This window comes from Aeromonas sp. D3 (genome assembly GCF_027705025.1).
In the GTDB taxonomy this organism is placed as follows: domain Bacteria; phylum Pseudomonadota; class Gammaproteobacteria; order Enterobacterales; family Aeromonadaceae; genus Aeromonas; species Aeromonas salmonicida.
Genome location: NZ_JAPDBE010000066.1, coordinates 1 through 17,025, shown reverse-complemented (window position 1 = coordinate 17,025; position 17,025 = coordinate 1). Strand labels below are relative to the sequence as shown.

Below are 17,025 nucleotides of genomic sequence, written 5' to 3'. Positions count from 1 at the left end.
GCCAAGGCCACAGAAATACAGTGTAAAAAAAGCCAATAAAAACAATGCCAGTCAGGCTTAACTGACTGGCATTACGCTGCTAGCGCCCTTTTTTACAATCGTACATCTGCTTGTCCGCCTGTTGCAGCAGCAGATCCAGCGCCGGTGACGAGAGTGCATCATAGTGCCCCACCCCGACCGAGCAGCTCAGCCGATAGGGTTTGCCGCTCTCCCGGTTGAACCCGGCCAGGGCCTCATCGAGCCGTGCCAGCACCCGTGGCACCTCTGCCGGTCCCGTGCCAGGCAGCAATACCGCAAACTCATCCCCACCCAGTCGAGCAAAGATGTCCGCATCCCGAAAAACGCCACACATCAGACACGCCATCTGTTGCAGGGCATCGTCACCGACGTCGTGCCCCAGCCGATCGTTGATCTCCTTGAACCGGTTGAGGTCGAGAAACAGCAGGGTCGCCGCTCTCCCCTGACGATGGGCGAGTTGCAGGCATTTGTGTGCCAGCAGCATGAAACCGCGCCGGTTGGTGATACCGGTCAGCTCATCCATGGTAGCCAGCTGGATCGCCGCCAGTTCGCGTTCCACCATGCCGGCCAGGTCCGTCAGCAAGTCCCGCTGACGCTCATCCAGCAGGCGCGGCTTGCGATCTATGATGCACAGGGTCCCCAACTTGTACCCCTCCCCAATCTGCAACGGGCTGCCCGCATAGAAACGTATGTGGGGATCCCCGGATACCAGCGGATTGTCGGCGAAACGCAGATCCCGGGTCGCATCCTCCACCACGAAGAGGTCATCGCCAAGAATGGCATGACCACAGAAGGAGATGTCCCGCGGCGTCTCCGGCACAGGCAAACCACAGCAGGATTTGAACCACTGCCGATCCTCATCCACCAGTGACACCAGCGAGATGGGCACATCGAACATGTTGCGGGCCATGCGGGTGATCCGGTCGAATCTTTCTTCGGCAGAGGTATCCAGAATGGCCATACGGCGCAGCGCATCGAGGCGCAGGCGTTCGTTGTCAGGAGTGGCCGGTGTTTGCATCGCAGGACCCATAGCGTGAAGTAACAGCCTTCAGCATAGCAATCGGCCCCGAACAAATCTCTTTATTCATCAAAAACAAAAAAGCCGCTCCTGAGAGCGGCTTTTTTCATGTTGGCTGCAAGAAGAAAATTACTTCTTCTTTTTGGCCTTGGCGTTCGGCAGATCGGTGATGGAGCCTTCGAACACTTCGGCAGCCAGACCCACGGACTCGTGCAGAGTCGGGTGAGCGTGGATAGTCAGGGCGATGTCTTCGGCGTCAGCACCCATTTCGATGGCCAGACCGATTTCACCCAGCAGTTCACCACCGTTGGTACCCACGATGGCACCACCGATGACGCGGCCGCTCTCCTTGTCGAAGATCAGCTTGGTCATGCCGTCGGAGCAATCAGACGCAATGGCACGGCCGGACGCCGCCCACGGGAAGGTGGCGACTTCGAAGTTCAGCCCCTGTTGCTTGGCTTCCTTCTCGGTCAGGCCAACCCAGGCCATCTCTGGCTCGGTATAGGCGATGGACGGGATCACTTTCGGGTCGAAGTAGTGCTTCTTGCCGGCGATCACTTCGGCCGCGACGTGGCCTTCATGAACACCCTTGTGAGCCAGCATAGGCTGACCGACGATGTCACCGATGGCGTGGATGTGAGCGACGTTGGTACGCAGCTGCTTGTCCACTTCGATGAAACCGCGCTCGGTCACGACAACGCCGGCCTTCTCGGCATCCATCAGCTTGCCATTCGGCACACGGCCTACGGCAACCAGCACGTTGTCGTAGCGAACCGGCTCGGCGGGAGCGTGCTTGCCTTCGTAAGAGACGTACAGGCCGTCTGCACGGGCTTCAACTGCGGTGACCTTGGTCTCCAGCATGATGTTGAATTTCTTGGCAACGCGCTTGGTGTAGATCTTGACGATGTCTTTGTCGGCAGCCGGTACCAGCTGGTCGGCAAATTCCACCACGTCGATCTCGGAACCCAGGGAAGAGTAAACGGTACCCATCTCCAGACCTATGATGCCACCACCGATCACCAGCAGCTTGCCTGGTACGGAAGTCAGTTCCAGCGCATCGGTTGAATCCCATACGCGCGGGTCATCATGGGGGATGAAGGGCAGTTTCACCGGACGGGAGCCGGCCGCTATGATGGCGTTGTCGAAGGTCACGGTCGTCTTGCCGTCGGCACCTTCCACTTCGAGGGTATTCGGGCCGGTAAACTTGCCGAAACCGTTGACCACCTGAACTTTGCGCATCTTGGCCATGCCAGCCAGACCGCCGGTCAGCTGGTTGATGACCTTCTCTTTCCACAGGCGAACCTTGTCGATGTCGGTCTGCGGGGCACCGAAGATAATGCCGTGTTCGGACAGCGCCTTGGCTTCTTCAATGACTTTGGCGACGTGCAGCAGTGCCTTGGACGGGATACAACCCACGTTCAGGCAGACGCCACCCAGGGTGGAGTAACGCTCGACGATAATGGTATCCAGACCCAGATCTGCGGCACGGAAAGCAGCGGAATAACCGGCAGGGCCAGCACCCAGTACTACGACCTGAGTTTTGATTTCTTTACTCATCATGACCTCTTTGTCGTTCTTATATATCCCCGGACGGCGCAGTCTTATGCCAACTCAATGCCAAACAAGGCGGCTGCAACCGTGAAAAAACGGGGCAAGTTTACAATCCTGTTAATGAAATGAGAAGTAAAAAGGGCAGGCTCTGGGCCCGCCCTCTCACTTACAGGACCAATCGACGAATGTCGGACAACACACCACTCAAGGTGGTGACGAAGCGGGCTCCGTCAGCACCGTCTATGACCCTGTGGTCATAGCTCAGGGCCAGCGGCAGCATCAGGCGAGGCACGAACTCCTTGCCATTCCACTTAGGCTTCATCTCGGACTTGGAAACACCGAGGATGGCCACTTCCGGCGCGTTGACGATCGGGGTAAAGCTGGTGCCGCCGATGCCACCCAGGCTGGAGATGGTGAAGCAACCGCCCTGCATGTCGGCAGCGGTCAGCTTGCCGGCACGAGCCTTCTTGGAGATCTCGGCCAGATCGCGAGACAGCTCGTAGATGCCCTTCTTGTTGACGTCACGCACCACAGGAACCACCAGGCCCCCCGGAGTGTCTACTGCCACACCGATGTGGATGTACTTCTTCATGATCAGCTTGCTGCCGTCTTCGGACAGGGCGCTGCAGAAGCGCGGGTGTGCTTCCAGGGCCTTGGCGGCGGCTTTCAGGATGAACACCAGCGGGGTGATCTTCACGTCCAGCTTCTGCTTCTCGGCCAGCAGGTTCTGCTCTTTGCGGAACGCTTCCAGATCCGTGGTATCGGCTTCGTCGAACTGGGTGACGTGCGGGATCATGGCCCAGTTGCGATGCAGGGCAGGACCGGAGATCTTCTGGATCCGGGTCAGTTCCAGCTCTTCGACCGGGCCGAACTTGCTGAAGTCAACCTTGGGCCATGGCAGGACACTCATGCCGTTGCCAGTGCCGGTACCGGCTGCCGAGGCAGACTCGGCACGCTTGACCGCATCCTTCACATAGGCCTGCACGTCTTCTTTGACGATGCGACCCTTGCGACCGGAGGCTTTCACCTTGGCCAGGTTGATACCGAACTCACGGGCCAGGCGACGTACGGCCGGGGCGGCATGTACGTAGGCGTCGTTGGCAACGAAGTCGGAAGCGGTAGCAGCTTGGGCAACCGGAGCCGGAGCAGCGGCAACAGGGGCAGCAGCGACCGGGGCGGCGGCCTGAGCAACCGGAGCGGCAGCGGCCGGAGCAGCACCAGCCACTTCGAATACCATGATCAGGGAACCGGTGGAGACCTTGTCACCCGCCTTCACCTTGATTTCTTTGACGATGCCGGCGAACGGTGCAGGCACTTCCATGGAGGCCTTGTCACCTTCCACGGCGATCAGGGACTGGTCGGCTTCGACCTTGTCACCCACGGCGACCATGATCTCGGTCACTTCGACTTCGTCACCGCCGATGTCAGGTACATTGACCTCTTTGGCAGCGGCGGCCACAGGGGCAGCAGCCACGGGAGCAGCAGTCTCAACCGGCGCAGCAACGGCGGCAGGAGCAGCGCCCGCCACTTCAAATACCATCACCAGAGAACCGGTAGACACCTTGGCGCCAGCGGCAACCTTGATCTCGACCACGCGGCCCGCGAACGGCGCCGGCACTTCCATGGAGGCCTTGTCACCTTCCACGGCAATGATGGACTGGTCGGCTTCAACCATGTCGCCCACGGCAACCATGATTTCGGTCACGTCCACTTCGTCGTCACCTATGTCCGGTACGTGCACATCTTTGCGCGCGGCGGCCACAGGGGCGGCGGGAGCGGCAGCAGCAACCGGGGCGGCAGCCTGGGCAGGCGCCGGCGCAGCAGCGCCTTCCGCTTCGAAGATCATGATCTGGGAACCGGTGGCAACCTTGTCACCCACCTTGATCAGGATCTCTTTGACGATACCAGCAGCCGGTGCCGGTACTTCCATGGAGGCTTTGTCACCTTCCACAGCAATCAGGGACTGGTCGAGCTCGACCTTGTCACCCACGGCCACCATGATCTCGGTGACTTCAACTTCATCGGCGCCGATATCCGGAACCATAATCTGTTTGGACATAGTGCTTTATCCTCTTACGCGTCTGTCGCGTTAACCTTTGCAAGGCAGTGCCGGGCAATGTGTCCCGGCACTGCACTCGATCCTCTTACGCGTACAGCGGGTTGACCTTGTCGGCATCGATGCCGTACTTGGTGATGGCATCGGCCACAACCTGCTTGTCGATCTCGCCGCGCTTGGCCAGTTCGGTCAGGGCAGCAACCACCACGTAGAATTCGTTCACTTCGAAGTGACGACGCAGGTTGGCACGGCTGTCGGAACGGCCGTAACCGTCGGTACCCAACACGCGGTAGTGCTCGGTCGGTACGAAGGCACGCACCTGATCAGCGAAGGACTTCATGTAGTCGGTCGCGGCTATGGTGGCTTCGGAACCCAGTACGGTGGCGATGTAGGGTACGCGAGCCTCGGCGGTCGGGTGCAGCATGTTCCAGCGATCCACGTCCTGACCGTCACGGGCCAGTTCGTTGAAGGAGGTGACGCTGAACACGTCGGAACCCACGCCGTATTCGCTGGCCAGGATCTGGGCGGCGGTGCGCACATGACCCAGGATGGAACCACAACCCAGCAGCTGTACCTTGCCCTTGGTGCCGGCAACGGTTTCCAGCTTGTAGATACCCTTGCGAATACCCTCTTCTGCACCTTCCGGCATGGCCGGCATGGCATAGTTTTCGTTCAGGGTAGTGATGTAGTAGAAGACGTTCTCCGGCTTCTCACCGTACATGCGACGCAGGCCGTCCTGGACGATAACCGCTACTTCATAGGCGTAGGACGGGTCATAGGAGATGCAGTTCGGGATGGTGTTCGCCAGGATATGGCTGTGACCATCTTCGTGCTGCAGACCTTCACCGTTAAGGGTGGTACGACCCGAGGTCGCGCCCAGCAGGAAGCCACGGGCTTGCTGGTCACCGGCTGCCCACGCCATGTCGCCGACGCGCTGGAAGCCGAACATGGAGTAGTAGATGTAGAACGGGATCATCGGGCAATCGTTGGTGCTGTAAGAGGTCGCAGCAGCCAGCCAGGAGGACATGGCGCCCAGCTCGTTGATACCGTCTTGCAGAACCTGACCCTGCTTGTCTTCCTTGTAGTAGGAGACGATGTCGCGGTCTTGCGGGGTGTACTGCTGACCGTGCGGGCTATAGATGCCGATCTGGCGGAACAGGCCTTCCATACCGAAGGTACGGGCTTCGTCAGCCAGGATCGGGACTATGCGCTTGCCGATGGACTTGTCTTTCAGCAGCACATTCAGGGAACGCACGAACGCCATTGTGGTGGAGATCTCGCGAGCCTGCTCGCCCAGCAGGGGACCAAAGGTCTCCAGCGCCGGGATGTCCAGCTGAGTGGTGGTCTCACGCAGACGGGTCGGTACATAGCCCTTCAGCGCGGCACGACGGGCGTGCAGGTACTTGTGCTCTTCGGTACCCTCTTCGATCTTCAGGTACGGCAGGTTTTCCAGCTGCTCGTCGGTGACCGGCAGGCTGAAACGATCGCGCAGGTGACGCACAGAGCCCAGATCCATCTTCTTGACCTGGTGGGCAATGTTCTTGCCTTCGGCCGCTTCGCCCATGCCGTAACCCTTTATGGTCTTGGCCAGGATGACAGTCGGCTTGCCCTTGGTCGCTGCAGCTTTGGAGAAAGCGGCAAACAGTTTACGGGGATCGTGACCACCGCGGTTCAGGGCAAAGATCTCCTCGTCGGTCATGTCTTTGACCAGCGCGGCGGTTTCCGGGTAACGGTTGAAGAAGTGCTCACGCACGTAGCCGCCATCGCGGGACTTCATGGTCTGATAGTCGCCGTCCACAGTTTCGTTCATCAGCTGGATCAGCTTGCCGGACGTGTCTTTCTTCAGCAGCTCATCCCACTTGCGACCCCAGATAACCTTGGTGACATCCCAGCCGGCACCTGCAAACAGGCCTTCCAGCTCGTTGATGACCTTGCCGTTACCTACGACCGGACCGTCCAGACGCTGCAGGTTGCAGTTGACCACGAAGACCAGGTTGTCGAGCTTTTCACGCACGGCAACGGTCAGGGCACCCTTGGCTTCCGGCTCGTCCATCTCGCCGTCACCCAGGAAGGCGTAAACGGTCTGCTCGGAGCAATCCTTGATGCCACGGTCGGTCAGGTACTTCAGGAAGCGAGCCTGATAGATGGCGGCAATGGGGCCCAGACCCATGGATACGGTCGGGAACTGCCAGAAGTCCGGCATCAGTTTCGGGTGCGGATAGGAAGGGATACCCTTGCCGTCCACTTCCTGACGGAAGTTGTCCAGCTGATCTTCGGTCAGACGACCTTCAGCGAACGCACGGGCGTAGATGCCCGGGGAGATGTGACCCTGGAAGTAAACCAGATCACCACCGTCCTTCTCGCTGCGAGCGCGGAAGAAGTGGTTGTAGCAAACTTCGTAGATGGTCGCAGAGGAAGCGAAGGAAGACATGTGACCGCCGAGGTCCAGGTCTTTCTTGGAGGCGCGCAGCACTATCATCATGGCATTCCAGCGGATGATGGCGCGGATGCGACGTTCCATCTCCAGATCGCCCGGGTAAGCCGGTTCGTCACTGGACGGGATGGTGTTGATGTAGTCGCGATTCGCCTTGGCAGCCACGTCCACACCGCTCACGCGGGCTTTCTCGGCCAGTTGTTCAAGAATGAACTGAGCGCGTTGCGGACCCTCTTCACGCAGCAGGGATTCCAGAGAGGCAAGCCACTCCAGCGTTTCTATCGGGTCCACATCGTTCTTCAGGATATCAGACATGGCTGGTTCCTATTTTGTTGTGATTGCACGGCATTGCACGGCGAAGGGCGCAAGCATTCGACAATAAAGCCTTGTGGGATTAGTTTTCCTGCTGACGGATCCAACGCATGGATCGCTGGATCCGGCTGTCTTCCCTCTGCATATCCAACAAGGTGTCCTCGATAAAGGCCAGGTGCTCATGACAAGCAGCCCTGGCCCGCTCCGGAGCCCCCGACAGGATAGCCTCGATCAGATGCGCACGATGGCGACGTATCTTGGCTACCACTCCCGGACGGCGATTCAAAATTTCGTTATTGCGTAAAATGTTCTGCTCAAGCATGGGGCCCATGGCCCGCAACAGGTGCAGCAGCACCACGTTGTGGGACGCCTCGGCCACCGCCAGATAAAACTGGGTAACAGCGGCGGATTCGGTGACCAGCGAACCTTGCTGGCCGGCTTCCTCGATGGCGGACTGCGCATTGCGTATCCGCTCGAAGTCGGCATCGGTTCCCCGCAACGCAGCATAGTAAGCACAGATGCCTTCCAGCGCGTGACGAAACTCCAGCAGGTCATACTGGGCTTCCGGGTGGGTGCTGAGCAGCTCGAACAGGGGATCGGCGATCCCCTTGCTCAAGGCATTTTGTACGTAAGTGCCACCGCCCTGACGGCGATACAAGAGTCCTCTGGCTTCCAGGCGCTGGATGGCTTCGCGCAGGGAGGGGCGCGATACCTGAAACTGGATGGCGAGTTCCCGCTCGGGCGGCAACTTCTGGCCCGGTTGCAAACTGCCTTCCAGAATCATCTGTTCCAACTCGGCGACAATGGCGTCGGCCAGCTTGGGTTGAGTAATCTTGAGATAGGGCATGAGGCTGCTTTGTTAAATTGGTATTACCAATTTCATGAATGGGGCGAAAATTAGCAGAGGGCTTGGAAAAAGTCCACCCAAAAGATGATCTGAATCAAGGTTCAACCTTGCCACTTAAGGGGTAAAAAGAGGGATTTATGATTTAGCTCATAGACATTGGTCTGACCAATATTTTTGAGCTGGCTCACAGGCAACATTTGATCAACAGCAGGAAAAAACAGCCTGCCACAAAGGCAAGCCATTGATTTTAAAAACACTAACTTATCTTTAGAATATTTACTTAAAGTTGAGCATTTGCCGATAGCGCTGCCATTCGAAACTGTCACCCGGATCCGTCTTGCGCCCGGGGGCGATATCACAATGACCGACAATCCGTTGCGCAGTAATGGCAGGATAATGGCGAGATATGGTTCGACTGAGCCCTGACAGCACCTCATATTGCGCATCGCTGTAGGGCTGCTCGTCGGTCCCCTCCAGCTCGATGCCGATGGAAAAATCGTTGCAGGCCTCTCTCCCCTCCCAGCTCGATATCCCGGCATGCCAGGCGCGTGCGCCAAACGGCACGTATTGCACCAGCTCACCGTCCCGCCGGATCAGGCAGTGGGCCGAGACCCGCAGCTGATGAATGCTGGCGAAATAGGGATGCGCGGTCGGATCGAGCCGGCCCAGAAAGAGATCGTCAATCCAGGGACCGCCGAACTCCCCTGGCGGCAGGCTGATACCGTGTACCACCAGCAGGGAGATATCGTCCACACTGGCCCGCTCGTTGTGGTGCGGTGACGGCACCTTGCGCGCCTGCTCACACCAACCGTCTGAATCAATGGAAAAAACTGCTTTAGGCTGGGTCATCATCTACTCGTTCTGCAATGGAATGGCGCACTTGACAAGGGACGACTGGGCAGCAAGATGATCCGCCTCTCACGGTCGCCGCAATCGCCTGAATCCAGTCAGGCAACTGTGATAGGCTGAGCCCTCTGTTGCCCAACGCAGGAAAGGATATGCACCCTATGGCACGCCGCTTCTGGTTGCTGGCCTGGCTCTCTCTGATGGGGCTGCTGACCCTCTATTTCCACCACAGCTCGCAACCGACCGTGACAGCCAGCGGCGAGCTGCTGCTCAAAGCCGATGCCAGCGGCCATTATCGTCTGGAGGGTGCCATCAACGGCCAACCGGTGCAACTGCTGCTGGACACGGGCGCAACCCGGGTCACAGTGCCGCTGCATGTGGCCAAGCGCATCGGACTGACCCCCAGCGGCCATAGCCGTGTCAACACGGCAGCCGGCACCATCCAGGTTCAGACCGGTCAGATCGAAACCCTGGCGATGGGTCCGCTGACCTTGTACGATTTGCCCATCTTTATCAATCCAGCGGCCGGCGGGGACGAGATCCTGGTGGGCATGAATGCCCTCGGCCGGCTGGAATTGCGCCAAAAAGACAGGCAGTTGCTTCTCAGACCCTTGCAGGAATAAAGGCATGTTTCAACAGGATATCAGCCGCGCCGTGCGCGCCGCGCTACTCGAAGACCTAGGTCAGGCCCTCACCACGCTCGATCAACCGGATGCCAGCGCCGATATCACGGCCCAGCTGATCCCGGCGGATCGAATTGCCAGTGCCCGGGTCATCACCCGGGAGGCGGGCGTCTTCTGTGGCCAACCCTGGGTGGATGAAGTGTTCGCCCAGCTCGGCGGTGAGGTCAAGGTGGAGTGGAAAGTGCAAGATGGCGAACAGCTCTCTCCCAATCAGGAGCTGTTTCGCCTGCACGGCCCGGCCCGCGTCTTGCTGACCGGCGAGCGCAACGCACTGAACTTCGTGCAGACCCTTTCGGGTGTTGCCACACTCACCGCCCGCTACGTGGCCGAACTGGCGGGCACCGACTGCCGTCTGCTCGATACCCGCAAAACCCTGCCGGGGCTGCGCACCGCCCAGAAATACGCAGTCACTTGTGGCGGTGGCAAGAATCACAGAATCGGCCTGTTCGACGCCTACCTCATCAAGGAGAATCATATCCTTGCCTGTGGCGGCATAAGCGAAGCCATCACAGAAGCCCGCCGCCTCAATCCGGGCAAACCGGTGGAGGTAGAGGTCGAATCCCTGGCCGAGCTGGCAAAGGCTCTGGCCGCCAGCGCCGATATAGTGATGCTGGACAACTTCGATGTGCCCATGATGCGCGAAGCCGTGACCCTCAATCAGGGCCGTGCCAAGCTGGAGGTCTCCGGCAATGTGACGCTTGACACGCTGGCAGAATATGCCGCCACCGGCGTCGACTTTATCTCGGTAGGGGCACTGACCAAGCATGTGCGGGCACTGGATCTCTCCATGCGCTTTATTTAGCTGGATAAAGCCAACTGAGAAATACTCGCGATCTCATCATGGCTCGGCTGACATATAAGAAGATGAAGGACTTGCAAAAGGCGCCACGGGCGCCTTTTCTTTATGCAGGATCCCTCAGCAAAGGAGTGTGATGATGGACCCCATCCCGCCAGTCAAAAAGAGCCAGTAGAGGCTCTTCATCCATGATTTATATCAAGTTCTTCGCAAATGACAGGAAACTAGTTAACAAAGGCGATGCGCTCTGTTGCCAAGTCGAACAGCTCGGATAAGATACTGACGTGTGGATAGTTTTCCACCAGCACGTCTCAGGAACCAAGGACAAAAGGACATTTGACATGAAGAAGCAATCAGGCTTTACCCTTATCGAACTGATGATCGTGGTCGCGATCGTCGCCATCCTGGCCGCCATCGCGCTACCGGCGTATCAGAGCTATACACAGAAGGCTCGTTTCACTGAAGTAGTTTCCTCCACAGGCGCAGTCAAAACTGCAATGGAAGTTTGTTTCCAAACCGTGACGAATGTGGCTACTTGCGCAGCTACCGCCAACGCTACGGTAAGTGGCGCATATCCTAGCGGCTTAGTACAAAGCGTAGTTGCTAGCGTATCTGGCTCGGTACCGACTATTACAGCTACAGGTACGGCTTCTGGTGCTCCAGGAACTTACATAATGACCGGAGCTGTAGCAGGCACAAAGATCAGTTGGACTGGTGCTTGCACACCTGCCAATCTCTGCTAAAACATGACCTCTAGCCCCAATAGCGGCCTGGCGTTAAGCCTGGCCGCCTCATCCCTGCTCAGTGAGTCCGACTCACAGCGTTACCTGAGTCAAGCCAAGGCTCAGCGCAAACCCTTCGTGACATTTCTGATTGAAAACGAGATCCTCGACAGCAAGGCGCTGGCGGATTTTTGCGAGCTGGAATATGGGGTACCTCTGCTGGATCTTGCCGCCTTCGACCTGGCCGAGATCCCGCAGAAGTACCTCAATCAGAAGCTGATTGAAAAACACCATGTGCTGCCCATCTACACCCAGGGCCACACCCTCTATATCGCCATGTCGGACCCGACCAACGTGTCGGCACTGGAGGATTTTGGCTTCAGCTTCGGGCTCCATACCGAAGCCCTGCTGGTGGAGGAGAACAAGCTCACCGCCGCCATCGGCAAGCTGCTGGAAAGCGAGCAGGATGCCCTCGGCATGGAGGAGATCGACGAGTCGGAGATCTCCGAGCTGGAAGTCTCGGACGAAAACTCCCGCCTCGATGAGAACGTCAATACCGCAGATGACGATGCCCCCATCGTCAAATACATCAATAAAATCATGATGGATGCCATCAAGCGCGGCGCCTCGGATCTGCACTTCGAACCCTATGAGACCAAGTACCGTATCCGCTTTCGGATCGATGGCATACTGCACGAGATAGCGACGCCGCCGGTCAATCTGGCCAACCGCTTTTCGGCCCGCCTCAAGGTGATGGCGCGACTCGATATCGCAGAGCGACGGCTGCCTCAGGATGGTCGCATCAAGTTAAAGCTGTCGCGCAACAAATCGATGGATATGCGGGTCAACACACTGCCCACCATGTGGGGCGAGAAGATCGTTATCCGTCTGCTGGACTCTTCCGCAGCGCGACTCAATATCGAACAGCTCGGCTTCGACGACCGGCAGAAGGCACAGTATCTGCGTGCCCTCTCCAAGCCCCAGGGCATGATATTGGTGACAGGCCCGACCGGCTCTGGCAAGACTGTCTCTCTCTATACCGGCCTCAATATTCTCAACACCACAGAGGTCAACATCTCTACCGCCGAAGATCCGGTGGAGATCAACCTGCCCGGCGTCAACCAGGTACAAGTCAATCCCAAGGCGGGGTTGACCTTCGCCAGCGCCCTGCGCTCCTTTCTTCGCCAGGATCCCGACGTGGTGATGGTGGGGGAAATCCGGGATCTGGAAACCGCCGAGATTGCCATCAAAGCCGCCCAGACCGGCCACCTGGTGCTCTCCACCCTGCACACCAACTCGGCTGCCGAAACCCTGACCCGGATGATGAACATGGGGGTTCCGGCCTTCAATATCGCCTCTTCGGTAACCCTCATCATGGCCCAGCGCCTCGCTCGCAAGCTCTGCGATCACTGCAAGGCGCCGGAAGTGGTGCCCGAGGCTGAACTGCTGGAGCTGGGCTTCACCCAGCAGCAGTTGGCCGCCGGCTTGCGCCTGTTCAAGCCAGTAGGCTGCAAAGAGTGCTCGGGGGGCTACAAGGGTCGGGTCGGTATCTACGAAATCATGCTAATGTCTGAAAACATTGCAAAATTGATCATGCAAGGGGCCAACTCCCTGCAAATTGCAGCGATTGCTCAAAAAGAGGGGATGCGAACCCTGCGTGTCTCGGGCCTAGAGAAGGCCCGCCTGGGGGTGACCAGCCTGGCAGAGATCAACCGGGTGACCACCAACTGACAGACCATTTCCAATCAGACTGACTGATCCAGGTGATGCCGAACCGGCATCCTTGACGATTCCCATCAGGCCAGGGCATCCAGGCAACAAGAGAGTCGGATGCCAGCGCCCAATTGCAGGATGCAGTGATGGCAACGCTAACGCAAAAACAGAATGCCCCCAAGAAAGTCTTTGCCTTCCGCTGGAGCGGGGTAAATCGCAAGGGTCAGAAGGTATCCGGCGAGCTGCAGGCCGACAGCATCAATACGGTCAAGGCCGAACTGCGCAAGCAGGGGGTCAATGTCACCAGGGTGAGCAAAAAGAGCCAGGGGCTTTTTTCCAAGGGTGGCGCCAGGATCAAACCGATGGATATCGCCATCGTTTCCCGTCAGATCACTACAATGCTCTCCGCCGGGGTACCTCTGGTACAGAGCCTGCAGATCATTGCCCGCAGCCATGAGAAAGCCGCCATGCGCGAGCTGATGGGCCAGATCGCTGCGGATGTGGAGACAGGCACCCCGATGTCAGATGCCCTGCGCCGCCACCCTCGCCACTTTGATGCGCTCTATTGCGATCTGGTGGAAGCAGGCGAGCAATCCGGCGCGCTGGAAACCATCTACGATCGCATCGCCACCTATAGAGAAAAGTCGGAAGCGCTCAAGTCCAAGATCAAGAAGGCGATGTTCTATCCGGCCATGGTCATCCTGGTCGCCATCGTCGTCACCTCCATACTGCTGCTGTTCGTCATCCCGCAGTTCGAGGACATCTTCAAGAGCTTTGGCGCCGAGCTGCCCATCTTCACCCAGTTTGTCATCGGCATCTCTCGCTTCATGCAGAATTGGTGGTATGTGATCTTTGGCGGGATAGGGCTTGGCATTTTCCTTTATGTAAGAGCCTGGCGCGCGTCCCAGAAGGTCAAAGACAACACAGACAAGTTCATCCTCACCATTCCCGTGGTGGGCATGATACTGCACAAGGCGGCCATGGCCCGCTTCGCCCGCACCCTCTCCACCACCTTCTCGGCGGGCATACCCCTGGTGGATGCACTGATCTCGGCCGCCGGCGCCTCAGGCAACTATGTCTATCGCACCGCCGTCATGGCCATTCGCAACGAGGTGGTAGCCGGCATGCAGATCAACGTGGCCATGCGCACCGTGGATCTCTTCCCCGACATGGTGATCCAGATGGTGATGATCGGTGAGGAGTCAGGCGCCATCGATGATATGCTCTCCAAGGTCGCGACCATCTTCGAGCAAGAGGTCGATGACTTGGTCGATGGCCTCACCAGCCTGCTGGAGCCCCTCATCATGGTGGTGCTGGGGGTACTGGTCGGCGGCATGGTCGTCGCCATGTACCTGCCCATATTCAAGCTGGGTGACGTGGTAGGCTGATCCGCGAGGGTGTGCACTCACAACGGCATGCCCTTTTCCCAATTTCATGACAGACGGTTGGTTATGACACTTCTTCTCGAGCTGGCACACGGCTTGCCATGGCTCTACTTCTCGCTGGTATTTCTCTTCTCCCTGATGATCGGCAGCTTTCTCAATGTGGTGATCCACCGCCTGCCCATCATGCTGGAACGGGAGTGGCAGGCCGAATATCGCAGCTATTTCAGTTCAGACACGCCGCAGCCAGAAGCTGACGAGCGCTACAACCTGATGGTGCCGCGCTCCTGCTGCCCTCACTGCAATCACCCCATAACGGCACTGGAAAACATTCCCCTGCTGAGCTGGCTCTGGCTCAAAGGTCGCTGCCGGGGCTGCCAGGCCGCCATTTCGGCTCGCTATCCGCTGGTGGAGCTGCTGACCGCCCTGCTCTCTGTGGTGGTTGCCATGACGCTCACCCCAGGCTGGGGCACACTGGCTGCCCTCCTGCTGACCTGGGTGCTGGTGGCACTCACCTTTATCGATCTGGACAAGATGCTGCTGCCGGACCAGCTCACCTTGCCACTGCTGTGGGGTGGGCTGCTGTTCAACCTGCTTGGCGGATACGTGCCCCTCGGCGATGCTGTCATCGGCGCCATGGCAGGCTATCTGGTGCTGTGGAGCCTCTACTGGGCCTTCAAGCTGCTTACCGGCAAGGATGGCATGGGCTATGGGGACTTCAAACTGCTGGCGGCGCTGGGAGCCTGGCTTGGCTGGCAGGCGCTGCCCATAGTACTGCTGCTCTCTTCTCTGGTCGGCGCCATCTTCGGCATTGGCCTCATTTTGCTGCGCAACCATCACCAGAGTAAACCCATCCCCTTTGGCCCCTATCTCGCCATCGCAGGCTGGATCGCACTGCTCTGGGGCGATAGCATCACCCGCTGGTATCTCTCCACTATCCTCTGAAAAAAGGGTGCACTGACCCATGTATATCGTTGCAATCACAGGCGGTATTGGCAGCGGCAAAACCACGATTGCCAACCAGTTTGCCGAGCTTGGCATAGACATAGTGGATGCGGACGTCATCGCTCGCGAAGTCGTGGAGCCCGGCACACCGGCACTGGCCGCCATCGCCGCCCAGTTTGGCCCCGAGATGCTGGATCCGCAGGGCCAGCTCGATCGGCGCCGCCTGCGGGAGCGGGTATTCAGCGATCCTGACGCCAAGGCATGGCTCAACGGCCTGCTCCATCCGCTGATCCGCCAGGAGATGCTGCGCCAGTGCGCCAACGCACGCTCGCCCTATTGCCTGCTGGTGGTGCCGCTGCTGATCGAGAACAGACTTACCCAGCTGGCCAACCGGGTGCTGGTGATCGATGTGGATGAGGCAACCCAGATTGAGCGGACCTGTCGCCGGGATGGCGTTAGCCGGGCGCAAGCAGAGGCCATTCTGGCTGCACAGGCAAGCCGTGCCGAGCGGCTCGCGGCAGCCGATGACGTGCTGGACAACCAAAATGACGCAGCCGAGACCATAAAGCGCCGGATTTTAACGCTGCACGAGACATATATGGCATTTGCCTCTCAACAAGCCAGTCAAGTGTGAGTACACTAGGCCGGTTTATGGCTGGCCAGGATTAGGCATGATTTACGATTTTCCCCTCAATGAAAAAAGCCGGACCTATCTTCGTCTGGAGTCTCTCTTTTCCCAGATCCGCGACAATCTGGACAGTGACCAGTCCTGGGCACATATCGCCTTTTTCAAGGGGCTGTTCGATCTGCAAGAATTGCTGGAGCGCGGAGACCTGCGAGCCGATCTCATCAAGGATCTGGAGCGTCTCGGCCAGCGTCTGAGCCACTGGGCCAGTCTGCCGGATGTCGATCTGGAACAGATCAAACAGATGCAGCAGGAGAGCAGCCAGCTCTCTCGCAACCTGCTCAGTGCCTCACGCCCCGGCGCTCGGCTGAAAGAGGATAGACTGCTCGGCTCCATCCGTCAGCGCTTCTCCATTCCGGGTGGTCTGTGCGCCTTCGATGTACCGCAACTGCACCACTGGCTGGGTACGCCGACGATGGTTCGCAACCAACAGATGCAACTTTGGCTCAGCGACATCAATCTGCTGATGAATGCCATTACCCTATTGCTGCGGCTATGGCGTGAATCCGGCAACTTCAGCAACGAGCTCGCTACCAATGGTTTCTTCCAGGATACTGCCGAGAATGCGGAACTGATCCGCATCCGCCTGCCTGATGCCCAGCAGTGCTATCCGACGCTGAGCGGCCACAAGAACCGTTTCGCGCTGCGCTTCCTGCCCACTACAGAGCAACAGATTGGCGACGTTCCCTTCCAGCTCGCCTGCTGCTAAGGAGTAACCATGGTCACCAAAGTAAAGTGCCCGACGTGTAAAACCGAATTGGAATGGGGGCCGCAGAGCCCGTTCCGCCCCTTCTGCAGCAAGCGCTGCCAGCTGATCGATCTTGGCGAATGGGCGGATGAAGAAAAGCGAATCCCGGGCCCCATCAACCCGGACCTGCTGCCTTACCCGGATGAAGGTGAGCAGTGGCAGTGAGCCGCACACAAAAAAAGGGCCGACAAGGCTAATGCCAGTCAGTTAAGCCTGACTGGCATTGTTTTTATTGGCTTTTTTTACACTGTATTTCTGTGGCCTTGGCT

At 58.4% G+C, this 17,025-nt stretch carries 15 protein-coding genes; 9 read left to right on the top strand and 6 right to left on the bottom strand.

Annotation, left to right across the window (positions count from 1 at the left end):
• Window positions 1-79: 79 nt before the first annotated feature.
• From OKC28_RS22190 to ampD, 6 genes are all read right to left on the bottom strand, one after another.
• Window positions 80-1,036 (bottom strand): GGDEF domain-containing protein, encoded by a 957-nt coding sequence (locus tag OKC28_RS22190; RefSeq protein WP_256685962.1) that lies wholly within the window; start codon window positions 1,034-1,036, stop codon window positions 80-82.
• Between the two features lie 129 nt (window positions 1,037-1,165).
• Window positions 1,166-2,593: a dihydrolipoyl dehydrogenase gene (lpdA, locus tag OKC28_RS22185; protein WP_256688428.1), complete on the bottom strand. Its 1,428-nt coding sequence runs from the start codon at window positions 2,591-2,593 to the stop codon at window positions 1,166-1,168.
• Between the two features lie 160 nt (window positions 2,594-2,753).
• Window positions 2,754-4,646, bottom strand: a complete 1,893-nt coding sequence (gene aceF, locus OKC28_RS22180; RefSeq protein ID WP_256685964.1) for a pyruvate dehydrogenase complex dihydrolipoyllysine-residue acetyltransferase — start codon at window positions 4,644-4,646, stop codon at window positions 2,754-2,756.
• A gap of 85 nt (window positions 4,647-4,731) precedes the next feature.
• Window positions 4,732-7,392, bottom strand: a complete 2,661-nt coding sequence (gene aceE, locus OKC28_RS22175) for a pyruvate dehydrogenase (acetyl-transferring), homodimeric type (protein WP_256685966.1) — start codon at window positions 7,390-7,392, stop codon at window positions 4,732-4,734.
• 79 nt (window positions 7,393-7,471) lie between these two features.
• Window positions 7,472-8,236, bottom strand: coding sequence for a pyruvate dehydrogenase complex transcriptional repressor PdhR (pdhR, locus tag OKC28_RS22170; protein WP_270691114.1), 765 nt, complete (start codon window positions 8,234-8,236; stop codon window positions 7,472-7,474).
• Between the two features lie 276 nt (window positions 8,237-8,512).
• The gene (ampD, locus tag OKC28_RS22165; RefSeq protein ID WP_169047635.1) at window positions 8,513-9,085 is read right to left on the bottom strand and encodes a 1,6-anhydro-N-acetylmuramyl-L-alanine amidase AmpD; all 573 of its coding nucleotides are present in this window, start codon (window positions 9,083-9,085) and stop codon (window positions 8,513-8,515) included.
• Between the two features lie 149 nt (window positions 9,086-9,234).
• Between ampD and OKC28_RS22160 the strand changes: the two genes are divergently transcribed.
• From OKC28_RS22160 to yacG, 9 genes are all read left to right on the top strand, one after another.
• Window positions 9,235-9,705 (top strand): retropepsin-like aspartic protease family protein, encoded by a 471-nt coding sequence (locus OKC28_RS22160; RefSeq protein WP_256685968.1) that lies wholly within the window; start codon window positions 9,235-9,237, stop codon window positions 9,703-9,705.
• A gap of 4 nt (window positions 9,706-9,709) precedes the next feature.
• A complete protein-coding gene (gene nadC, locus OKC28_RS22155; protein WP_256685970.1) occupies window positions 9,710-10,567 on the top strand; it encodes a carboxylating nicotinate-nucleotide diphosphorylase in 858 nt (285 codons plus the stop codon).
• 335 nt (window positions 10,568-10,902) lie between these two features.
• On the top strand, window positions 10,903-11,304 hold the full coding sequence (locus tag OKC28_RS22150) for a pilin (protein WP_256685972.1): 402 nt from the start codon (window positions 10,903-10,905) through the stop codon (window positions 11,302-11,304).
• A gap of 3 nt (window positions 11,305-11,307) precedes the next feature.
• The gene (gene tapB / locus OKC28_RS22145) at window positions 11,308-13,014 is read left to right on the top strand and encodes a PilB family type IVa pilus assembly ATPase TapB (protein ID WP_270691113.1); all 1,707 of its coding nucleotides are present in this window, start codon (window positions 11,308-11,310) and stop codon (window positions 13,012-13,014) included.
• Between the two features lie 128 nt (window positions 13,015-13,142).
• Window positions 13,143-14,384, top strand: coding sequence for a type II secretion system F family protein (locus OKC28_RS22140; RefSeq protein ID WP_059113460.1), 1,242 nt, complete (start codon window positions 13,143-13,145; stop codon window positions 14,382-14,384).
• 63 nt (window positions 14,385-14,447) lie between these two features.
• Window positions 14,448-15,323, top strand: a complete 876-nt coding sequence (locus OKC28_RS22135) for a prepilin peptidase (protein ID WP_256685974.1) — start codon at window positions 14,448-14,450, stop codon at window positions 15,321-15,323.
• Window positions 15,324-15,342: 19 nt separating this feature from the next.
• Complete coding sequence (gene coaE / locus OKC28_RS22130) at window positions 15,343-15,957, top strand: dephospho-CoA kinase (RefSeq protein ID WP_256685976.1); 615 nt, start codon at window positions 15,343-15,345, stop codon at window positions 15,955-15,957.
• A 37-nt stretch (window positions 15,958-15,994) separates the two neighbouring features.
• Window positions 15,995-16,717, top strand: coding sequence for a cell division protein ZapD (zapD, locus tag OKC28_RS22125; protein ID WP_256685978.1), 723 nt, complete (start codon window positions 15,995-15,997; stop codon window positions 16,715-16,717).
• 9 nt (window positions 16,718-16,726) lie between these two features.
• On the top strand, window positions 16,727-16,921 hold the full coding sequence (yacG, locus tag OKC28_RS22120; protein WP_005314167.1) for a DNA gyrase inhibitor YacG: 195 nt from the start codon (window positions 16,727-16,729) through the stop codon (window positions 16,919-16,921).
• Window positions 16,922-17,025: the final 104 nt, after the last annotated feature.

Excerpts from the sequence above, each read along its gene's own strand:
- OKC28_RS22140 (WP_059113460.1), top strand. The coding sequence starts at position 13,143 with ATGGCAACGCTAACGCAAAAACAGAATGCCCCCAAGAAAGTCTTTGCC.
- lpdA (WP_256688428.1), bottom strand. The coding sequence starts at position 2,593 with ATGAGTAAAGAAATCAAAACTCAGGTCGTAGTACTGGGTGCTGGCCCT.
- aceE (WP_256685966.1), bottom strand. The coding sequence starts at position 7,392 with ATGTCTGATATCCTGAAGAACGATGTGGACCCGATAGAAACGCTGGAG.
- nadC (WP_256685970.1), top strand. The coding sequence starts at position 9,710 with ATGTTTCAACAGGATATCAGCCGCGCCGTGCGCGCCGCGCTACTCGAA.
- OKC28_RS22135 (WP_256685974.1), top strand. The coding sequence starts at position 14,448 with ATGACACTTCTTCTCGAGCTGGCACACGGCTTGCCATGGCTCTACTTC.
- tapB (WP_270691113.1), top strand. The coding sequence starts at position 11,308 with ATGACCTCTAGCCCCAATAGCGGCCTGGCGTTAAGCCTGGCCGCCTCA.
- aceF (WP_256685964.1), bottom strand. The coding sequence starts at position 4,646 with ATGTCCAAACAGATTATGGTTCCGGATATCGGCGCCGATGAAGTTGAA.
- coaE (WP_256685976.1), top strand. The coding sequence starts at position 15,343 with ATGTATATCGTTGCAATCACAGGCGGTATTGGCAGCGGCAAAACCACG.
- pdhR (WP_270691114.1), bottom strand. The coding sequence starts at position 8,236 with ATGCCCTATCTCAAGATTACTCAACCCAAGCTGGCCGACGCCATTGTC.
- OKC28_RS22190 (WP_256685962.1), bottom strand. The coding sequence starts at position 1,036 with ATGCAAACACCGGCCACTCCTGACAACGAACGCCTGCGCCTCGATGCG.
- ampD (WP_169047635.1), bottom strand. The coding sequence starts at position 9,085 with ATGACCCAGCCTAAAGCAGTTTTTTCCATTGATTCAGACGGTTGGTGT.
- zapD (WP_256685978.1), top strand. The coding sequence starts at position 15,995 with ATGATTTACGATTTTCCCCTCAATGAAAAAAGCCGGACCTATCTTCGT.
- yacG (WP_005314167.1), top strand. The coding sequence starts at position 16,727 with ATGGTCACCAAAGTAAAGTGCCCGACGTGTAAAACCGAATTGGAATGG.
- OKC28_RS22160 (WP_256685968.1), top strand. The coding sequence starts at position 9,235 with ATGCACCCTATGGCACGCCGCTTCTGGTTGCTGGCCTGGCTCTCTCTG.
- OKC28_RS22150 (WP_256685972.1), top strand. The coding sequence starts at position 10,903 with ATGAAGAAGCAATCAGGCTTTACCCTTATCGAACTGATGATCGTGGTC.